We start from the raw sequence: 14,447 nt of genomic DNA on the forward strand, positions 1-14,447 counted from the left end.
TCACCGCGCGAAGCGCGGCTTTCGCGCGCGTCAGCGCGCGGTGGTGTGAGCCACAAGTGGAGGGCCTCGGTTCCCCCACCGTATGGCCCGCCCGAAGGGCTACCACACTTTTGGTCGGGTGCAGCCGAAATTTTTTGTGAGGGACGAGCAAAAAATTTTAGCGGCACCCGACCAAAAGTGTGGTTGGCTTTGCCGGGTCATGCGGCGGGGGAACCGACGCCCTTCACCCCCCCATCGGTGGTTCGCCCGCCGGCAGGCGCTTTTGATCTTGAGAACGCGCAGCGTGCAGGCCTTGAGAGCGAAGCGTCGCTTGAAGATCTTGAAGATCTTGAAGATCTTGAAAAGCGCAAAAAGCGGGAAAAGAGGAAAGAGCCTCGCCGGCGGGCAGGCCGCCAAGGATGACGAAGAGAAAGGGCGGGGGCTTCTTGCTTTTGTCATCCCCGCATGCCCTGGCGGAGCCTACCACATTTCCCGGGGGTTGCCGCTAAAATTTTTGCTCGTCCCTCACAAAAATTTCGGCCGCAACCCCCGGAAAATGTGGTAGCCCTTCGGGCAGGCCATACGGGGATGACAAAAGCAAGAAGCCCAGCTTGGGTGGTGCCGCGCGGCAGCCCAACGAAGGGCATCGGGCGCGGTTGGGCGTGTTGGCGGCGGATGTGAGGGGTGGTCAAGGTCTTTACAGTCCCTTTAGATGGTGGGGCTATGGCTGTGAGAGCGCCCACAAGTAGCTTCGGTGGCGCATGATCCGTGCGCGACACGAAGGAGTGCGCGTGTCGACGAAGCCACAGGCTGAAGTCGCCGATGTCGCCGAGCTGATCGCCGAGTACGACGAGGAGCGGCCCTCGCGGTCGTTGTCGGGGCGGTGGGAGCTGGGCATCTGGGTTGCCGGGTTGTTGGTGGCCCTGTTGGTGCTCAAGCAGGTGTTCTGGCCGTTCGCCAAGGGCGGGCAGTACTACCTGGTGATGTTCCTCGCGGTCACGTTGCCGCTGGTGTTCCTGTGCTACCGGCCGCGCAAGGGCGGGTCCGACGACCCGGGGCCGCTGGACTGGACGTTGGCGGTGCTGGCGTTCGCGGTCGGGGCGTACCCGTTGTTCGGGGGGTTCGACGCGTTCCTCGACCGGCAGGGGCAGTTGACCGACCTGGACGTGGTCGCCGGGACGATCCTGCTGCTCCTGGTGCTGGAGGCGTGCCGGCGGACCACCGGGTGGGTGTTGCCGATCGTCTGCGTCGGGTTCATCGCGTTCGCCTACTACGGCGGGTACCTGCCGCCGTCCTGGGCGATCTCGCACGCCGGTGTGGACTTCGCGCAGATCATCAACGGCTTCTACAACGGCCCCACCGGGTTCTACGGGACGCCGTTGGACGTGGCGGCCACCTACATCGTGCTGTTCACGATCTACGGGGCGGTGCTGAACGCGTCCGGCGCGGGCACGTTCTTCGTGGACATCAGCTTCTCGGCGTTCCGGAAGTCGCGGACCGCGCCGGGGCGCACGGCGGCCACGGCGGGGTTCCTGCTGGGGACCGTGTCGGGGTCGGGTACGGCCACCACGGTGTCGTTGGGCGCGGTGACCTGGCCGATGCTCAAGAAGGCGGGTTATCCCAAGGAGAGCGCGGGCGGGTTGCTCGCGGCCTCCGGGATCGGGGCGATCCTGTCGCCGCCCACGCTCGGTGCGGCGGCGTTCATCATCGCCGAGTACCTGGAGACCTCGTACCTGCAGGTGCTGATCTGGGCGATCCTGCCGACGCTGCTGTACTACCTGGGCATCGCCCTGGCCGTGGAGATCGACGCGCGGCGGTTCGGGGCCCAGCCCGTGGACATCGACGCGCCCAGTCCGTGGGTGCTGCTCAAGCGCGGCGGGTACCACTTCCTGTCGCTCGGTGTGATCGTCGTCTTCCTGGCGCTGGACATCCCGGTCTACTCGGCTGTGGTGTACGCGTCCGGGGTCGCGGCTTTGTTCGCGTTGATCGCGCACAAGGGGGATGTCCGTACCTGGGGGCGGACCATCCTCGACTCGCTGTCCACCGGGGTGCGCGGCGCGCTGCCCGTGGTCGCGGTGTGCGCGGCGGCCGGCGTGATCACCTCGACCATCACCAAGACCGGGCTGGGGCAGGAACTGGCCTCCGCGCTGGTCGACGTGGCCGGGTTGATCTCGTCCAACCCGTCGGTCGTGCTGTTCGTGACCGTGGTCCTCGCGGCCGTCGCGGTGAGCGTGCTCGGGCTCGCCGTGCCGGTGACCGCGTCCTTCATCATCTCGTGGGTCGTGATCGGGCCCGCGCTGGTGGAGCTGGGCGTGGCCCGCGAGGAAACCGCGATGTTCATCTTCTACTACGCGGTGCTGTCCGAGGTCACGCCGCCGACGGCGCTGGCCGCGGTGGCCGCCGCCGCCATCACCGGCGGCGACGTGATGAAGACGATGTGGCGGACGTGGAAGTACACGTTGCCCGCGTTCCTCGTGCCGCTCGCGTTCGTGCTCACGGAGGACGGCGCGGCCCTGCTGCTGCGCTCGTCGTTCGTGGACGTGCTGTGGGTCTTCGCCGCCTCTGCGCTGGGGGTCGCGGCACTCGCCGTGGTCACCGGCGGGTGGCTGGTCCACCGCGCCCAGTGGCCCGAGCGGCTGCTGTGCGTTCCCGCCGCCATCTCCCTGCTCTACCTGCAACCGGTCACGATCGCCGTCGGCATCGGGTTCCTCGTCGCCGCGGTGGCCGTGCACCTGCTCCTGCCGAAGATGCGAAAGGAACACCATGCGTAGCTGGAAGGTCCCCGTCGCCGTCCTGGCGGTGGCGCTCGTCGCCGTCGGGTGCGGCGGCAAGCGCGAGACCTCGGACACCGGCTCCAAGACCGCGGCGTGCGAGGCGGCCGACGGGCGGATCACCATCGCGACCGGCAACTCCGGCGGCGTCTACTACGTCGTCGGCGGCGGCCTGGCCAAGCTGATCAGCGACAACACCAAGCTCAAGGCCACCGCGGCGGAGACCGGCGCGTCCGTGCAGAACATCCAGCAGCTGGTCGCGGGCGACTACGACATGGCGTTCTCGCTGGCCGACACCGCGGCCGACGCGGTCAAGGGCAAGGGCGCGTTCGAGGGCAAGCCGCAGAAGATCCAGGCCCTGACCCGCCTGTACCCGAACTACACGCAGGTGCTGGTGCGGGCGTCCAGCGGCATCAACTCGATCGCCGACATGAAGGGCAAGCGGATCTCCACCGGCTCGCCCAAGTCCGGCACCGAGGTCATCTCCAACCGCCTGTTCGCCGCCGCCGGCCTCGACCCGGAGAAGGACGTCCAGGCGCAGCGCCTCGACCTGGCCAAGACCGCGGACGGCATGAAGGACGGCAGCCTGGACGGCCTGATCTGGTCCGGCGGCCTGCCCACCGCGCAGATCACCGACATCACGACGTCGCTGAAGGACCAGGTCAAGTTCATCGACATCACCCCGCAGCTGGCCAAGTTGAAGGAGGTCAACTCGGTCTACGACAAGGGCACCATCCCGGCCGCCACCTACGGGCAGCCCGCGGACGTCCCGACCGTCGTCGTGCCGAACGTGCTGCTGGTGAAGGCCGACTTCCCGGACGCCAACGCGTGCGCCATCACCAAGCTCGTCTTCCAGAAGAAGGCGGAGTTGGAGAAGGTGCACCCGGCGGCCAAGGACATCATCAAGGAGAAGGCCGCGATGACCGACCCGGTGCCGCTGCACGCCGGTTCCCTGGACGCGTTCGGCGGATGACCCGCTGCGTCATCTAGGCTGGCCCACCGTGCGTGTCCTGGTCATCGGGTCCGGCGCCCGTGAACATGCCCTTGTCCTCGCCCTGTCGCGCGACCCGGCGGTCGTCGCGCTGGCCTGCGCGCCCGGCAACGCCGGGATCGCGGGCGCGGCCGAGACCTACGGTGTCGACGTGGGCGATCCGGCAGCGGTCGCCGCGCTGGCCAAGGAGTGGAACGCCGACCTCGTCGTGGTCGGGCCGGAGCAGCCCCTGGTGGCGGGTGCGGCGGACGCCGTGCGCGCCGCCGGCATCCCCTGCTTCGGCCCGTCCGCCGCGGCGGCCCGCATCGAGGGCTCCAAGGCGTTCGCCAAGGACGTCATGCAGGCGGCCGGGGTGCCCACGGCCACGTCCGAGGTCGTGGACAACCCGGCCCGCCTCGACGCGGCCCTGACCCACTTCGGCCCCCGCTGGGTGGTCAAGGACGACGGCCTGGCGGCCGGCAAGGGCGTGGTCGTCACCTCCGACCGCGACACGGCCCGCGCCCACGCCATGACCCTGCTCGACAACGGCCACCCGGTGCTGCTGGAGTCCTTCCTGGACGGCCCCGAGGTGTCCCTGTTCTGCCTCACCGATGGCTCGACCGTGGTGCCGCTGCTGCCCGCGCAGGACTTCAAGCGCGTGGGCGACGGCGACTCCGGCCCCAACACCGGCGGCATGGGTGCCTACTCGCCGCTACCCTGGGCACCCGCTGATTTGGTGGACACGATCGTGTCCACGTGCGTGCAGCCGGTGGTCGACGAACTGGCCCGCCGCGGCACCCCGTTCACCGGCCTGCTGTACGCGGGCCTGGCCCTGACCTCCACGGGCCCGCAGGTCATCGAGTTCAACTGCCGCTTCGGCGACCCCGAGACCCAGGCCGTGCTGGCCCTCCTGCGCACCCCCCTGGCCGGCCTCTTCCTGGCCGCGTCCACCGGCTCGCTCGCGTCCGCGGGTCCCCTCGAGTGGGCGGACGGCTACGCGGTCACGGTGGTCGTGGCCGCCGAGGGCTACCCCGGCCGCCCCCGCACGGGTGACGTCGTCACCGGCGGTGAAGCGGAGGGCGTCCTGCACGCCGGCACCCGCCGCCGCGAAGACGGTGCCGTGGTCTCGACGGGCGGCCGAGTCCTGTCCGTGGTCGGCACCGGCGCCACCCTGGCGGACGCCCGCACGGACGCCTACCACCGCGTGGCAGGCGTCCACCTGACCGGCTCCCACCACCGCACCGACATCGCCCTGCGCGCGGCGAACGGCGAGATCGAGGTCCCGTAGGTCCTCCTCGGAGGCCCGCTCCTCGGTTTTCGGGGCGGGCCCCTCGGCATGCCCACGATCGGGTCGGAACCGACCGGCGGTCGAGTTCGTCCAACCTCAGACCCGGCTCACGCGCACGTTGGTAGCCTGCGAACCGGGACCGATCCGTTACCGACCGTACGGGGGATGGACGTCGTGGAGGAGAACGGCCTACTGGGAGCCGTCGCCGGGGTGGGCGGAGCCATCGGGCGCGCGGTCGGCGACATGTTCGCGGCGGAGAAGCACCTGAACGACACCCTGGCGAACTCCCCGGGTCCGGGCGCCAAGTTCGAGGTGAACAAGGACACCGTGCTGAAGGCGGCCTCCGTCGTCCAGCGGCAGATCGACATCCTGGACGAGAAGCTGTTCGACGCGCTGCGCGACCTGCGGATCAACCTGGACGGCCTCGACGAGGTCAACCGGGACATCGCGGCGGCCTGGAACGACCGGCTCGTCGAGCACGACGACTCCTACGCGCGGCGGGTCGACGAGTACCTGGTGAGCCTGAACAACCTCGTGGAGCAGTTGCGTGGCGCCGCGAAGCAGTACGGCTTCACCGAAGAAGAGATCCAGACCGCGGTGGGTGGCGCCGGTGCGACTCGCTAACGCCGCCGTCGTCCTCGGCGCGATGGCCGTCGTGCTCGTGGGCTGCTCGATCGGCGAAGCGGGCAACCCGACCCCCGCGACGACGACCACGACGTCGGGCAAGCCCACGACCACGTCCGGCACCGCGTCCGACCGGCCGAAGCAGATCAAGCTGGACGGGCTCGACGCGTGCAAGGCGCTGAGCGCCAACGACCAGAAGCAACTAGGCACCTCCGTCGCGAACCCCTCCAAGTCGGACCTGATCGAAGGGGTCGAGTCGACGACCTGCCGCTACATCACCGCCGCCGGGGTCAGCCCCAGGTTCTCCTACAACGTCGACCTCGTGACCGGCAAGGGCTTCGACCACTGGAAGGGCAGCGGGAACCTCGACGTCAGCCCGACCAAGGTCGCGGGTTTCCCCGCCAAGCAGGTCACCTTCAAGGGCACCTCGACGCTCGAGTGCTCGGTCGCCGTGGACGTCGCCGACGGCCAGCACCTGTTCGTGCAGTTCCTGCCGACCGGTCGGGACGTCCCGCAGGAAACGATGTGCCAGAACGCCGCGAAGGGTGCCGAGCTGGCGCTCGCGACCTTGCAGACCTTGAAGTGAGGGGGAAGTGGTGACCGACTTCAGGCAGCTCCAGGACCACCGGTTCCAAGGCCGTGACAACGCCGGCCTGATGACCTTGTTGACCGAGTTCACGCAGAGCAACGCGGCCGAGCGGTTCAGCCGCGCCTCGCAGGCGCTGCGCGAACTCGCCGCCGGCCTCGAGCAGGTCGACGAGACGCTGCGCGCCCAGTTGCGGGAACTGAAGATCGATTGGACCGGTGCGGCCGGGGACAACGCTGGCGAGAAGGTGACCGTCACGGCCGACGTCGCCACCTCCGGGACCGAGGCCGGGCAGCAGAACTCCAAGGCGACTGCTGTCCAAGGGGACAACTACAGCGACTCCCGCAACGGCATGCCCGACGCCTCCAAGTTGGGTGGCGACACCGAGACCGACTTCTGGGACGACGCCGGCGGCTTCTTCGGGTACGAGACCGATCACGCCAAAGAGGTCAAGGAGACGCAGGCCGCGCGGGAGCAGGTCATCCGCGGGTTCGACCAGTACGTCGACGCCAGTCGGGACTCGCTCAACCAGTACCAGGGCATGAACAAGCCGCCGACCTTCGACGTGACCACCGCCTCCAGCGCGACCGCGACGCCGGTTGCCGCGGTCCAGCAGCCGGGTGGTGGGATCAGCCAGGTGCCTGGTGGCGGGGTCGGTCAGCTGCCGGGGAACCCGCCGCCGCAGGTGCCGGGGGGTGGGTCGGTGAACCCGCCGCCGCAGTTGCCCGGCGGGTCGACCGGGATCCTGCCGCCGACGACCACGCCTCCGCCCGGGGCCGCGCCGTTGTTGCCGGGCAAGGTGGGGGGTGGGCCTTCGGGGCTCGGGCTGGGGCTCGGGTTGGGGCTCACGGCCGGGACGGCGTTGACCGGGCTCGCGCTGACCGCCAAGGGCGGCAAGGTCGTGCGTGGGCCGTCCGCGCCGGGCACGCCCGGTGGCGGTAAGGGTGACGGGCCGCACGGCAAGGGTGAAGGGCCGCACGGTGCCAAGGGCTCCGGCGTCAAGGGCGCGGTGCCGGGTGCCAGTGGGTTGGCGGGCAAGGCCGGCATTTCCGCGACCATCGGCGCGATCGACCCCGACGGTGAGCGCGTGCCGGGCAGCCGGGGCACTGCGGGTGCCGGCAAGGCCGGTGCCGGGTCGATGATGCAGGCCGCCGCCTCGCCGCGGGGCAAGGACGGCGAGGAGGACGCGGAGCACATCCGCAAGTACGGCGTGGACTCCGATGACGTCTTCGGTGACGAGCGCATGGTCGTGCAGCAGGTCATCGGCGACGAGCCCGAGACGAAGTGAGCGGCACGGTCGTCCTCTCCGCGCTGGAGTTCGACGTGGCGTGGGAGGCCGAACGGCACCAGCGGCGCAACGTCGCCCTCGACGTGCCCAGCCCCGGTGTCACGCACACCGAGCGGGCGCGGTTCGTGGAGCAGGCGTGGGGGTCGCTGGAGCAGCGCGGGCTGGCCGGTGGGCGCAGGCTCGTCCCCGAACTGGCGGACACCTTCGCCCTGCTGGCCAACCCGCAGGTCTGCGTCGACATCTGGATCTGGGTGGACCGGCGCAAGATCAAGGGTCTGGCCGCCGCCTCCGGCGAGGACGCGATCCTCGCGGTGGTGGACGGCGACGAGGTGTGGCTGATCGAGTCGCGGGCCAGCGCGCTCGCCGAGGCGGCCGTGTCGGTCGCGGGTGAGATGCCCGCCGGGCGCGGCCGGTCCATCAGCCTGCCCAACGACGTGCTGCGCGCCGCGTCCGCGGAAGCCGGGCGCAACGCCGAGAAGCTGGTGCTCGCCCTGGAACGGCAGGGGCTGCCGCTCAGCGACGCCCAGGAGCTGGCGGGCATGTGCGACGGCATGAGCACGCGCGGCCAGTTCGGCGCCGAACGGGCGCAGCGCGGCGGTCCGCCGGCACGGGCGCAGCGCGTGGTCGCCTGGCACGACACCCCGAGCGGCCGGTACCTGCACCAGGTGCGCCCCAGCTCGGACGGCCGCAGCTGGAGCACCATCACCCCGATCGACAACGCCCGGCTCGCCACCTGCGTGTGGGAGCTGATCAACGAGGTGTAGCGCCGGACGGCGGGCGGGAACCCGAACGCCCGGGAACCCGGGCGGTGGTCGCCGCGTCAACCCTCCTGCGGGCACCACGGCCCGCCGTCAGCCGGGAGTGACGTCTGGTGACCACCGCGACGATGAGCGCAGCCGCGTTCCGCACCGCCTGGGACCACCTCGACCTCGGTGCCATGCCGATCGTCCTGCACGTGGCGGACGACCCCGCGCCGTGGCACGACCTGACCGCCGCCGGCCTCGCGCGCGGGGCGGAACTGGACCCGTGGTTGGGCGCGGCGTTCAAGCTGCTGGCCAACCCGCCCCGGTCGGCGGACCTGCGCCTGGGGTTCGGCAGCTCGGCGGTGCGCGCGCTGGCGGCGTCGGCGACCGCGGGGACGGTGCCGGCGGGCGCGGGGATGGTGCCGGCGAGCGCGGAGACGGCGTCGGCAGGCGCGGGGACGGCGTCGGCGGGCGCGGAAGCAGCGGCGGCGGGTGCCGGGACGGTGCTGGCGGTGTTGACCGGTGCCGTGGTGACCGTGCGGGAACTGGAGTCGGACCTGGCCGCCGCGCTGGTCGGGCTGCTGCCGGTGCTGGGCGGCGGCCGTGTCGGCGGCGCGGACCTGCGTGGCCGGTTCGGCGCGGCGGTGCTGGACGCCGACGGGCACCGCAGGCGGTCGGCGGACGTCGTGGACTTCCACGGCCCGACCGACCCGGCGGCGCTGCGCGCGGCGGTCACGGCGCTGCTGGATGAACTCTCGTCATAACGGGGGTGCGCCCCCGTCCGGATCTCTAGAGTGTGGGAAATGGCGGTCGCGAAGTTCAACGCCGAGGCGATGGAGCAGTGCCGGAGCACGGTGAGTGCCCAAGCCGGGCAATTCGGTGCGGTGGGTGACGGGTTCTCCGGGCATTACGCCGATCCGGGCATCTTCGGCACACTGGCGAATTCGGGCGGCCTTTCCTCGGCCGCCGCGGAACTGGACTCGAAGGCGGGCGCCGAGTTCGCCGCCGCCGAGTCGTTGCTGGGCAAGGTGGAACGGGCGCTGGACGCGGTCCAGGCGTCGGTGGTCGACGTGGAGGACGCCAACGCGTCCTCGTTCCGGGCGGTGTGACGTGAGTGCGTTCGACGAGGTAGCGGGCTTGCCGGGCGGTGCCGGACTGGCCGCGCTGGCGGACAAGGTGGAGACCGCCCGGCCCGAGGCCGTGAGGGAGATCGCCGCCCGCTGGAAGCAGGCGGCGGCGAAGGGCGGCGATTCGGGCAACGCGGTCCAGCAGTCCGTCACCGGGTTGGACGGGGCCTGGGAAGGCGGGTCCGCGGACGGATTCGTCGCCTACATGGGCGAATTCACGCGCTGTGGGACGGCGTTGACCGAGGCGTTGACCGCGGCGGCGGGCGATCTGGAATCCGCGGCGGCAGCACTGGAATCGGCGAAGACGTCGGTCGAGCGCATTTGTGAAAACCTGCTGAGCCGCGTCCGGCAGTTGCGCGCGCAGGCGCACGGGATGCCGCAGGAGGACGTCGACAGCGCCATCCGCGGCATGTGCGCGGAGGCGGAGGGCGACGCCGGACCGGTGATCGCGCAGGCGGAGCAGGCGTTGAGCGGGGCGCTGGGTGCGTTGAAGGGGCGGGCGGGGTCGATCAGCCCCGCGTTCTCCACCATGGCGGACCCCGGCACGCAGGCCTTCGTGCCCGCGCCGGGTCAGCCGGTGGAGTGGACGCCCACGCCGGAACCGGAGACCAAGCCGGCGCAGGTGGACCCGACGCCGTCCGACCAGGGCGGTGGCGGTTCGGGTTCTTCCGGCGGCGGTGGCGGCTCGGGCTCCGGTGGCGGTGGCGGTGGTGGCGGCATGGGCGGCTTGGGGCCGTCGGGTGGCCCGCCGTCCGGTGGTCCGCCGCCGGGGAACGTCGAGCAGTGGATCCGCGAGGCGATCAAGATCCTGCAGGCCAACGGGATCCCGGTGACCGAGGACAACATCGACGAGATCTGGACGATCATCGAGAAGGAGTCCGGCGGCAACCCGCACGCGATCAACGACTGGGACTCCAACGCGGCGAAGGGCACCCCGTCGAAGGGGTTGATGCAGTGCATCGACCCGACGTTCCAGGCGCACAAGCTGCCGGGGCACGACGACATCTGGAACCCGGTGGACAACATCATCGCCGGCGTCCGGTACACGTTCTCGCGCTACGGCGGGTTCGAGGGCCACCCGGGGCTGAAGTCGATGGCGTCGGGCGGCGGCTACCAGGGCTACTGACGGCGGGCCGGAGGGAGACGGCGGGCGGCGCAGGGTGGCAGGTGGCGCGGGCCGGGTGGGGCTCGGTCGGCCTCCGCTCGGATTAGCCTGTGGGCATGTTCGGTGTAGCTGCCAGGGCGGACGTGCCGCCGTTCCACGTCATGGACATCGTGTCCGCCGCCGCCCAGCGGCAGCGCACGCACGGGGACGTCGTCTCCCTCGCCGCCGGCCAGCCGTCCAGCCCCGCGCCCGAGCCGGTCCTGCGGGCCGCCGAGCACGCCCTGCGGCACAACCCCCTCGGGTACACCGAGCAGCTCGGCATCCTCGAACTCCGCACCGCGCTCGCCGGCCACTACGGGCGCCAGTACGGCCTCGACGTGTCCCCGGACGACGTCGTGGTCACCACCGGTTCGTCGGGAGCGTTCCTCCTCGCGTTCCTGTCCGCGTTCGACCACGGCAGCCGCGTCGCGCTCGCCCGCCCCGGCTACCCCGCCTACCGGAACATCCTGCGCGCCCTCGGCTGCGAGGTGGTCGAGCTGCCCTGCGGGCCGGAAACCCGGTTCCAGCCCACCACCGCCGCGCTGGACGCCGCCGGGCCGTTGGACGGGCTGGTCGTCGCCAGCCCCGCGAACCCCACCGGGACCGTGCTGAGCCCGACCGAACTCCGCGACCTCGCGCTGTGGTGCACCGCCCACGGCACCCGGCTGATCAGCGACGAGATCTACCACGGCATCAGCTACGGCACCCCGCTCGCCTGCGCGTGGGAGACCTCCCGCGACTCCGTGGTCGTCAACTCGTTCTCCAAGGCCTTCGCCATGACCGGCTGGCGGCTGGGCTGGATGCTCATGCCGCCGGACCTCCGCGACGCCGCCGACCGGCTCACCGGCAACTTCACCCTGTGCCCGCCCGCCCTCGCGCAGCACGCGGCGGTGCAGGCGTTCACCGACGAGTCCTACGCGTACACCGCCGCGCTCGTGGACGGGTACCGGCACAACCGGGACGTCCTGCTCCAGGGCCTGCACGACCTCGGCATCACCAAGATCGCCCCGGCGGACGGCGCGTTCTACGCCTACGCCGACGTCTCGCACCTCACCGACGACTCGATGGCGTTCTGCCGCAAGCTGCTCGCCGACACCGGGGTGGCGATCGTGCCCGGCATCGACTTCGACCCCGTGCACGGCCACGAGTTCGTCCGGTTCTCCTTCGCCGGCAGCGCCGCCGACATGACCGAGGCCCTGCGCCGGCTCAAGTCCTGGCTGTAGCGGAACTACCAGGTCAGACCGCCCGTTGGAGGGGACATGGTCAAGATAATCCTGTGGCTGCTCGCGATCTGGGTGGCGCTGAGCCTGGTGGGCGCCGTCGTGAAGGGCCTGTTCTGGCTGGCGGTCATCGGCGGCGTGCTGTTCCTCGGCACCGCCGCGTACGGGGCGATCAAGAGCAACGGCCGGAAGGGCATCAAGGGGCCTCGTTAGCTGGAAAACCGCTGCTCCTGAGGTCACCATGGGGCGGTGTTGGACAGTGATGAGCGTCGGCTCGCCCAGTGGGAGCGCCGCGTCGAGTGGCCGCTGACGGTGTTGGCGGTCGTCTTCCTGGTGGCCTACGCCTGGCAGGTCCTGGACAACCGGGCCACGCCGGGGCTGCACGTGACCCTCGAGGTCGTGCTGTGGGGCGTGTGGCTGGTGTTCGCGCTGGACTACGTCGCCCGCTTCGCGCTGGCCGTGGACAAGCGCCGGTTCTTCGTGACGCACGTGTTCGACCTGCTCACGGTCGTCCTCCCGATGGTCCGGCAGCTGCGGGTGCTGCGCCTGATCACCGTGCTGAAGGTGCTCAACCGGCGGTACGCGGGCCGGGCCCGCCGGCGGATCGGCGTGTACGCGGCGGGCGTGACGGTGCTGGTCGGGCTGTGCGCGTCGCTCGCGGTGCTGGACGCCGAGCGCAGCCACCCCGACGCCACGATCACCACCTTCGGCGACGCCGCCTGGTGGACGCTGACCACGATCTCCACCGTCGGCTACGGCGACCGCTACCCCGTCACGTGGGAGGGCCGGCTGGTCGCCGCGCTGCTCATGATCGGCGGCATCGCGCTGCTCGGCGTCATCACCGGCACGATCGCGTCCTGGCTGGTCGAGCGGTTGAGCGGGGTGGAGGAGCAGGTGGTGGAGGCCGAGCAGGCGACGCTGGCCGAGCTGCGGTCGGTGAAGGCGGAGCTGGCCGAACTCCGGGCCGAACTCCGCGCCACCAAGACCACCTGACCGCCCGTCACCCCGGTCAGGAGCTGACCGACCGGATGCGCCGCAGCGCCTCCGCCACGTCCTCCGCCGCCACGTCCCGGTGCAGCACGAACCGCACCTTGCCCGACATCGGCCCGGCGTACACGCCCAGGTGCCGCAGGCCCGTCAGCGTGACCTCCAGGTCCGGCACCCCGGCCAGCACGATGTTGGTCTGCGGCTCCACCACGTCCCAGCCCAGCTCGGCCAGGCCGCGGGCCAGCGTGCGCGCGTTCTCGTGGTCGGCGGCGAGGTCGTCGATGCGGTCCAGCCCGACCAGGCCGGCCGCGGCCAGCACGCCGCCCTGCCGCACGCCGCCGCCGAGCATCTTGCGCACCCGCCGCGCCTCCGCGACGAACGCCGCCGTGCCCGCCACGACCGACCCCACCGGCGCGCCGAGACCCTTCGACAGGCACACCTGGACGGTGTCCACGCCCACGGTCAGCGCGGCCGGCGGCACGCCCAGCGCCACCGACGCGTTCCACAGCCGCGCCCCGTCCAAGTGCACCTTCAGCCCGGTGTCGCGGGCCGCCGACACCAGCAGGGCGTGCTCGTCGGGCGGGGTCACGGTGCCGCCGGCGGCGTTGTGGGTGTTCTCCAGGCACAGCAGGGTCGTGCGGAGCGTGTAGTACGGGCCGTCCGCGCCCGCCGCCGCCCGCACGGCCTCCGCGCCGAACCGGCCGGGCGCGTCCCACTCCAGCGGGTGCGGCATCCCGCCGGCGATCCAGGCGGCGGTGCCCAGCTCGTTGTCCAGCACGTGCGCGCCGCGCGCGGCCAGGAACCGGTCGCCGGGGCGCAGGTGCACGGTCAGCGCGATGAGGTTGCCCATCGACCCGGACGGCACCCACAGCGCCGCCTCCACGCCCAGCAGGTCGGCGACCCGCTCCTCCAGGGCGAGCATGGTCGGGTCGTGTTCGAGCACGTCGTCGGCCACTTCGGCGGCGGACATCGCGAGCCGCATGGCCTCGTCGGGGCGGGTGACGGTGTCGGACCGGAAGTCCAGGGGTGCGAGCTGGGTCACGAATGGATCACATCACACCCGGCAAGGCCTTACCGCGCGCGGCCACCGGTACCACGATGGGGGTGACGCACGTCTCGACAAGACGGCGTGCAACCGTAAGCGGCCCCGGTTCCGTCCGGTAGGTGCAAGCACGACGAGCGGAGAGAGTCCGCGTGGATCAGCGCGACGAGCAGGAGTTCGCGGAGTACTTCGCAGCTCGCCGGGAGGCCGTGCGCCGCACGGCGTTCCTGCTCTGTGGCGACTGGCACCGGGCGGACGACCTCGCGCAGACCGCGTTCGTCGCGCTGCACCGCAGGTGGCGGAAGGTCCGGGACAAGCAGGCCCTGGACGCCTACGTCCGCCGCACGCTGGTGCGCGCGGTGATCGACGAGTCCCGGCGGCCCTGGCGGCGCGAGCGGTTCGTGGACGAGGTCCCGGACACGCCCGCGGGTGACGGGGAGGTCGGTGACGCGGTGGCGACGCGCGAAACCCTGGTCGCGGGCTTGAAGCGGGTGCCGCCGAGGCAGCGGGCGGTGCTCGTGCTGCGGTTCCTGGAGGGCCTGGACGTGTCGGCCGCGGCCGAGGTGCTCGGGTGTTCCGAGGGGACCGTGAAGAGCCAGACCTCGCGCGGGCTGGAAGCCCTGCGGGAGGCGCTGGGTGACGCGATCGACGACCTGAGGCCCGCGTCGTGAAGGGGAG

The 14,447-nt window shown here is 71.4% G+C and carries 15 protein-coding genes; 14 read left to right on the forward strand and 1 reads right to left on the reverse strand.

The annotated features are described in order from the left end of the window. The first annotated feature begins 740 nt into the window (after positions 1-740). The 13 genes from DFJ66_RS24860 to DFJ66_RS24915 all read left to right on the forward strand — a co-directional run bounded on the left by DFJ66_RS24860 (position 741) and on the right by DFJ66_RS24915 (position 12,733). Entirely contained in the window at positions 741-2,750 is a 2,010-nt protein-coding gene (locus tag DFJ66_RS24860) for a TRAP transporter permease (protein WP_121224278.1), read from the forward strand. After that, positions 2,743-3,723 (forward strand): TAXI family TRAP transporter solute-binding subunit, encoded by a 981-nt coding sequence (locus DFJ66_RS24865; protein ID WP_121224280.1) that lies wholly within the window; start codon positions 2,743-2,745, stop codon positions 3,721-3,723. The genes DFJ66_RS24860 and DFJ66_RS24865 overlap by 8 nt, the downstream gene beginning before the upstream one ends. A gap of 28 nt (positions 3,724-3,751) precedes the next feature. Continuing rightward, entirely contained in the window at positions 3,752-5,008 is a 1,257-nt protein-coding gene (purD, locus tag DFJ66_RS24870) for a phosphoribosylamine--glycine ligase (protein ID WP_121224282.1), read from the forward strand. Positions 5,009-5,173: 165 nt separating this feature from the next. Next, positions 5,174-5,632, forward strand: coding sequence for a hypothetical protein (locus DFJ66_RS24875; protein WP_121224284.1), 459 nt, complete (start codon positions 5,174-5,176; stop codon positions 5,630-5,632). After that, the gene (locus DFJ66_RS24880) at positions 5,619-6,218 is read left to right on the forward strand and encodes a DUF3558 domain-containing protein (protein ID WP_147459353.1); all 600 of its coding nucleotides are present in this window, start codon (positions 5,619-5,621) and stop codon (positions 6,216-6,218) included. The genes DFJ66_RS24875 and DFJ66_RS24880 overlap by 14 nt, the downstream gene beginning before the upstream one ends. A gap of 10 nt (positions 6,219-6,228) precedes the next feature. Then, positions 6,229-7,506 (forward strand): hypothetical protein, encoded by a 1,278-nt coding sequence (locus DFJ66_RS24885; protein ID WP_147459354.1) that lies wholly within the window; start codon positions 6,229-6,231, stop codon positions 7,504-7,506. Then, on the forward strand, positions 7,503-8,270 hold the full coding sequence (locus tag DFJ66_RS24890) for an ESX secretion-associated protein EspG (RefSeq protein WP_121224290.1): 768 nt from the start codon (positions 7,503-7,505) through the stop codon (positions 8,268-8,270). The genes DFJ66_RS24885 and DFJ66_RS24890 overlap by 4 nt, the downstream gene beginning before the upstream one ends. Before the next feature lie 107 nt (positions 8,271-8,377). Continuing rightward, complete coding sequence (locus tag DFJ66_RS24895) at positions 8,378-9,013, forward strand: ESX secretion-associated protein EspG (RefSeq protein ID WP_121224292.1); 636 nt, start codon at positions 8,378-8,380, stop codon at positions 9,011-9,013. Positions 9,014-9,052: 39 nt separating this feature from the next. Next, entirely contained in the window at positions 9,053-9,358 is a 306-nt protein-coding gene (locus DFJ66_RS24900) for a hypothetical protein (protein WP_121224294.1), read from the forward strand. A 1-nt stretch (position 9,359) separates the two neighbouring features. After that, positions 9,360-10,502, forward strand: a complete 1,143-nt coding sequence (locus tag DFJ66_RS45105) for a transglycosylase SLT domain-containing protein (protein WP_121224296.1) — start codon at positions 9,360-9,362, stop codon at positions 10,500-10,502. A 95-nt stretch (positions 10,503-10,597) separates the two neighbouring features. Continuing rightward, complete coding sequence (locus DFJ66_RS24910) at positions 10,598-11,743, forward strand: pyridoxal phosphate-dependent aminotransferase (RefSeq protein WP_121231703.1); 1,146 nt, start codon at positions 10,598-10,600, stop codon at positions 11,741-11,743. A 36-nt stretch (positions 11,744-11,779) separates the two neighbouring features. Then, the gene (locus DFJ66_RS42960; RefSeq protein ID WP_170199639.1) at positions 11,780-11,953 is read left to right on the forward strand and encodes a hypothetical protein; all 174 of its coding nucleotides are present in this window, start codon (positions 11,780-11,782) and stop codon (positions 11,951-11,953) included. Between the two features lie 36 nt (positions 11,954-11,989). Then, positions 11,990-12,733 (forward strand): potassium channel family protein, encoded by a 744-nt coding sequence (locus tag DFJ66_RS24915; RefSeq protein WP_121224298.1) that lies wholly within the window; start codon positions 11,990-11,992, stop codon positions 12,731-12,733. 16 nt (positions 12,734-12,749) lie between these two features. On the opposite strand, the gene DFJ66_RS24920 is transcribed toward DFJ66_RS24915, so the two are convergent. After that, positions 12,750-13,769: a threonine aldolase family protein gene (locus DFJ66_RS24920; protein WP_121224300.1), complete on the reverse strand. Its 1,020-nt coding sequence runs from the start codon at positions 13,767-13,769 to the stop codon at positions 12,750-12,752. Between the two features lie 152 nt (positions 13,770-13,921). On the opposite strand from DFJ66_RS24920, the gene DFJ66_RS24925 reads away from it, so the two are divergent. Then, positions 13,922-14,440, forward strand: coding sequence for a SigE family RNA polymerase sigma factor (locus tag DFJ66_RS24925; protein WP_121224302.1), 519 nt, complete (start codon positions 13,922-13,924; stop codon positions 14,438-14,440). Positions 14,441-14,447: the final 7 nt, after the last annotated feature.

Source organism: Saccharothrix variisporea (assembly GCF_003634995.1).
Classification (GTDB): domain Bacteria; phylum Actinomycetota; class Actinomycetes; order Mycobacteriales; family Pseudonocardiaceae; genus Actinosynnema; species Actinosynnema variisporeum.

What these genes read in the sequence shown, in the direction of transcription:
- DFJ66_RS24860 (WP_121224278.1), top strand. Translation starts at nt 741, where the DNA reads ATGATCCGTGCGCGACACGAAGGAGTGCGCGTGTCGACGAAGCCACAG.
- DFJ66_RS24865 (WP_121224280.1), top strand. Translation starts at nt 2,743, where the DNA reads ATGCGTAGCTGGAAGGTCCCCGTCGCCGTCCTGGCGGTGGCGCTCGTC.
- DFJ66_RS24875 (WP_121224284.1), top strand. Translation starts at nt 5,174, where the DNA reads ATGGACGTCGTGGAGGAGAACGGCCTACTGGGAGCCGTCGCCGGGGTG.
- DFJ66_RS24900 (WP_121224294.1), top strand. Translation starts at nt 9,053, where the DNA reads ATGGCGGTCGCGAAGTTCAACGCCGAGGCGATGGAGCAGTGCCGGAGC.
- DFJ66_RS24910 (WP_121231703.1), top strand. Translation starts at nt 10,598, where the DNA reads ATGTTCGGTGTAGCTGCCAGGGCGGACGTGCCGCCGTTCCACGTCATG.
- DFJ66_RS42960 (WP_170199639.1), top strand. Translation starts at nt 11,780, where the DNA reads ATGGTCAAGATAATCCTGTGGCTGCTCGCGATCTGGGTGGCGCTGAGC.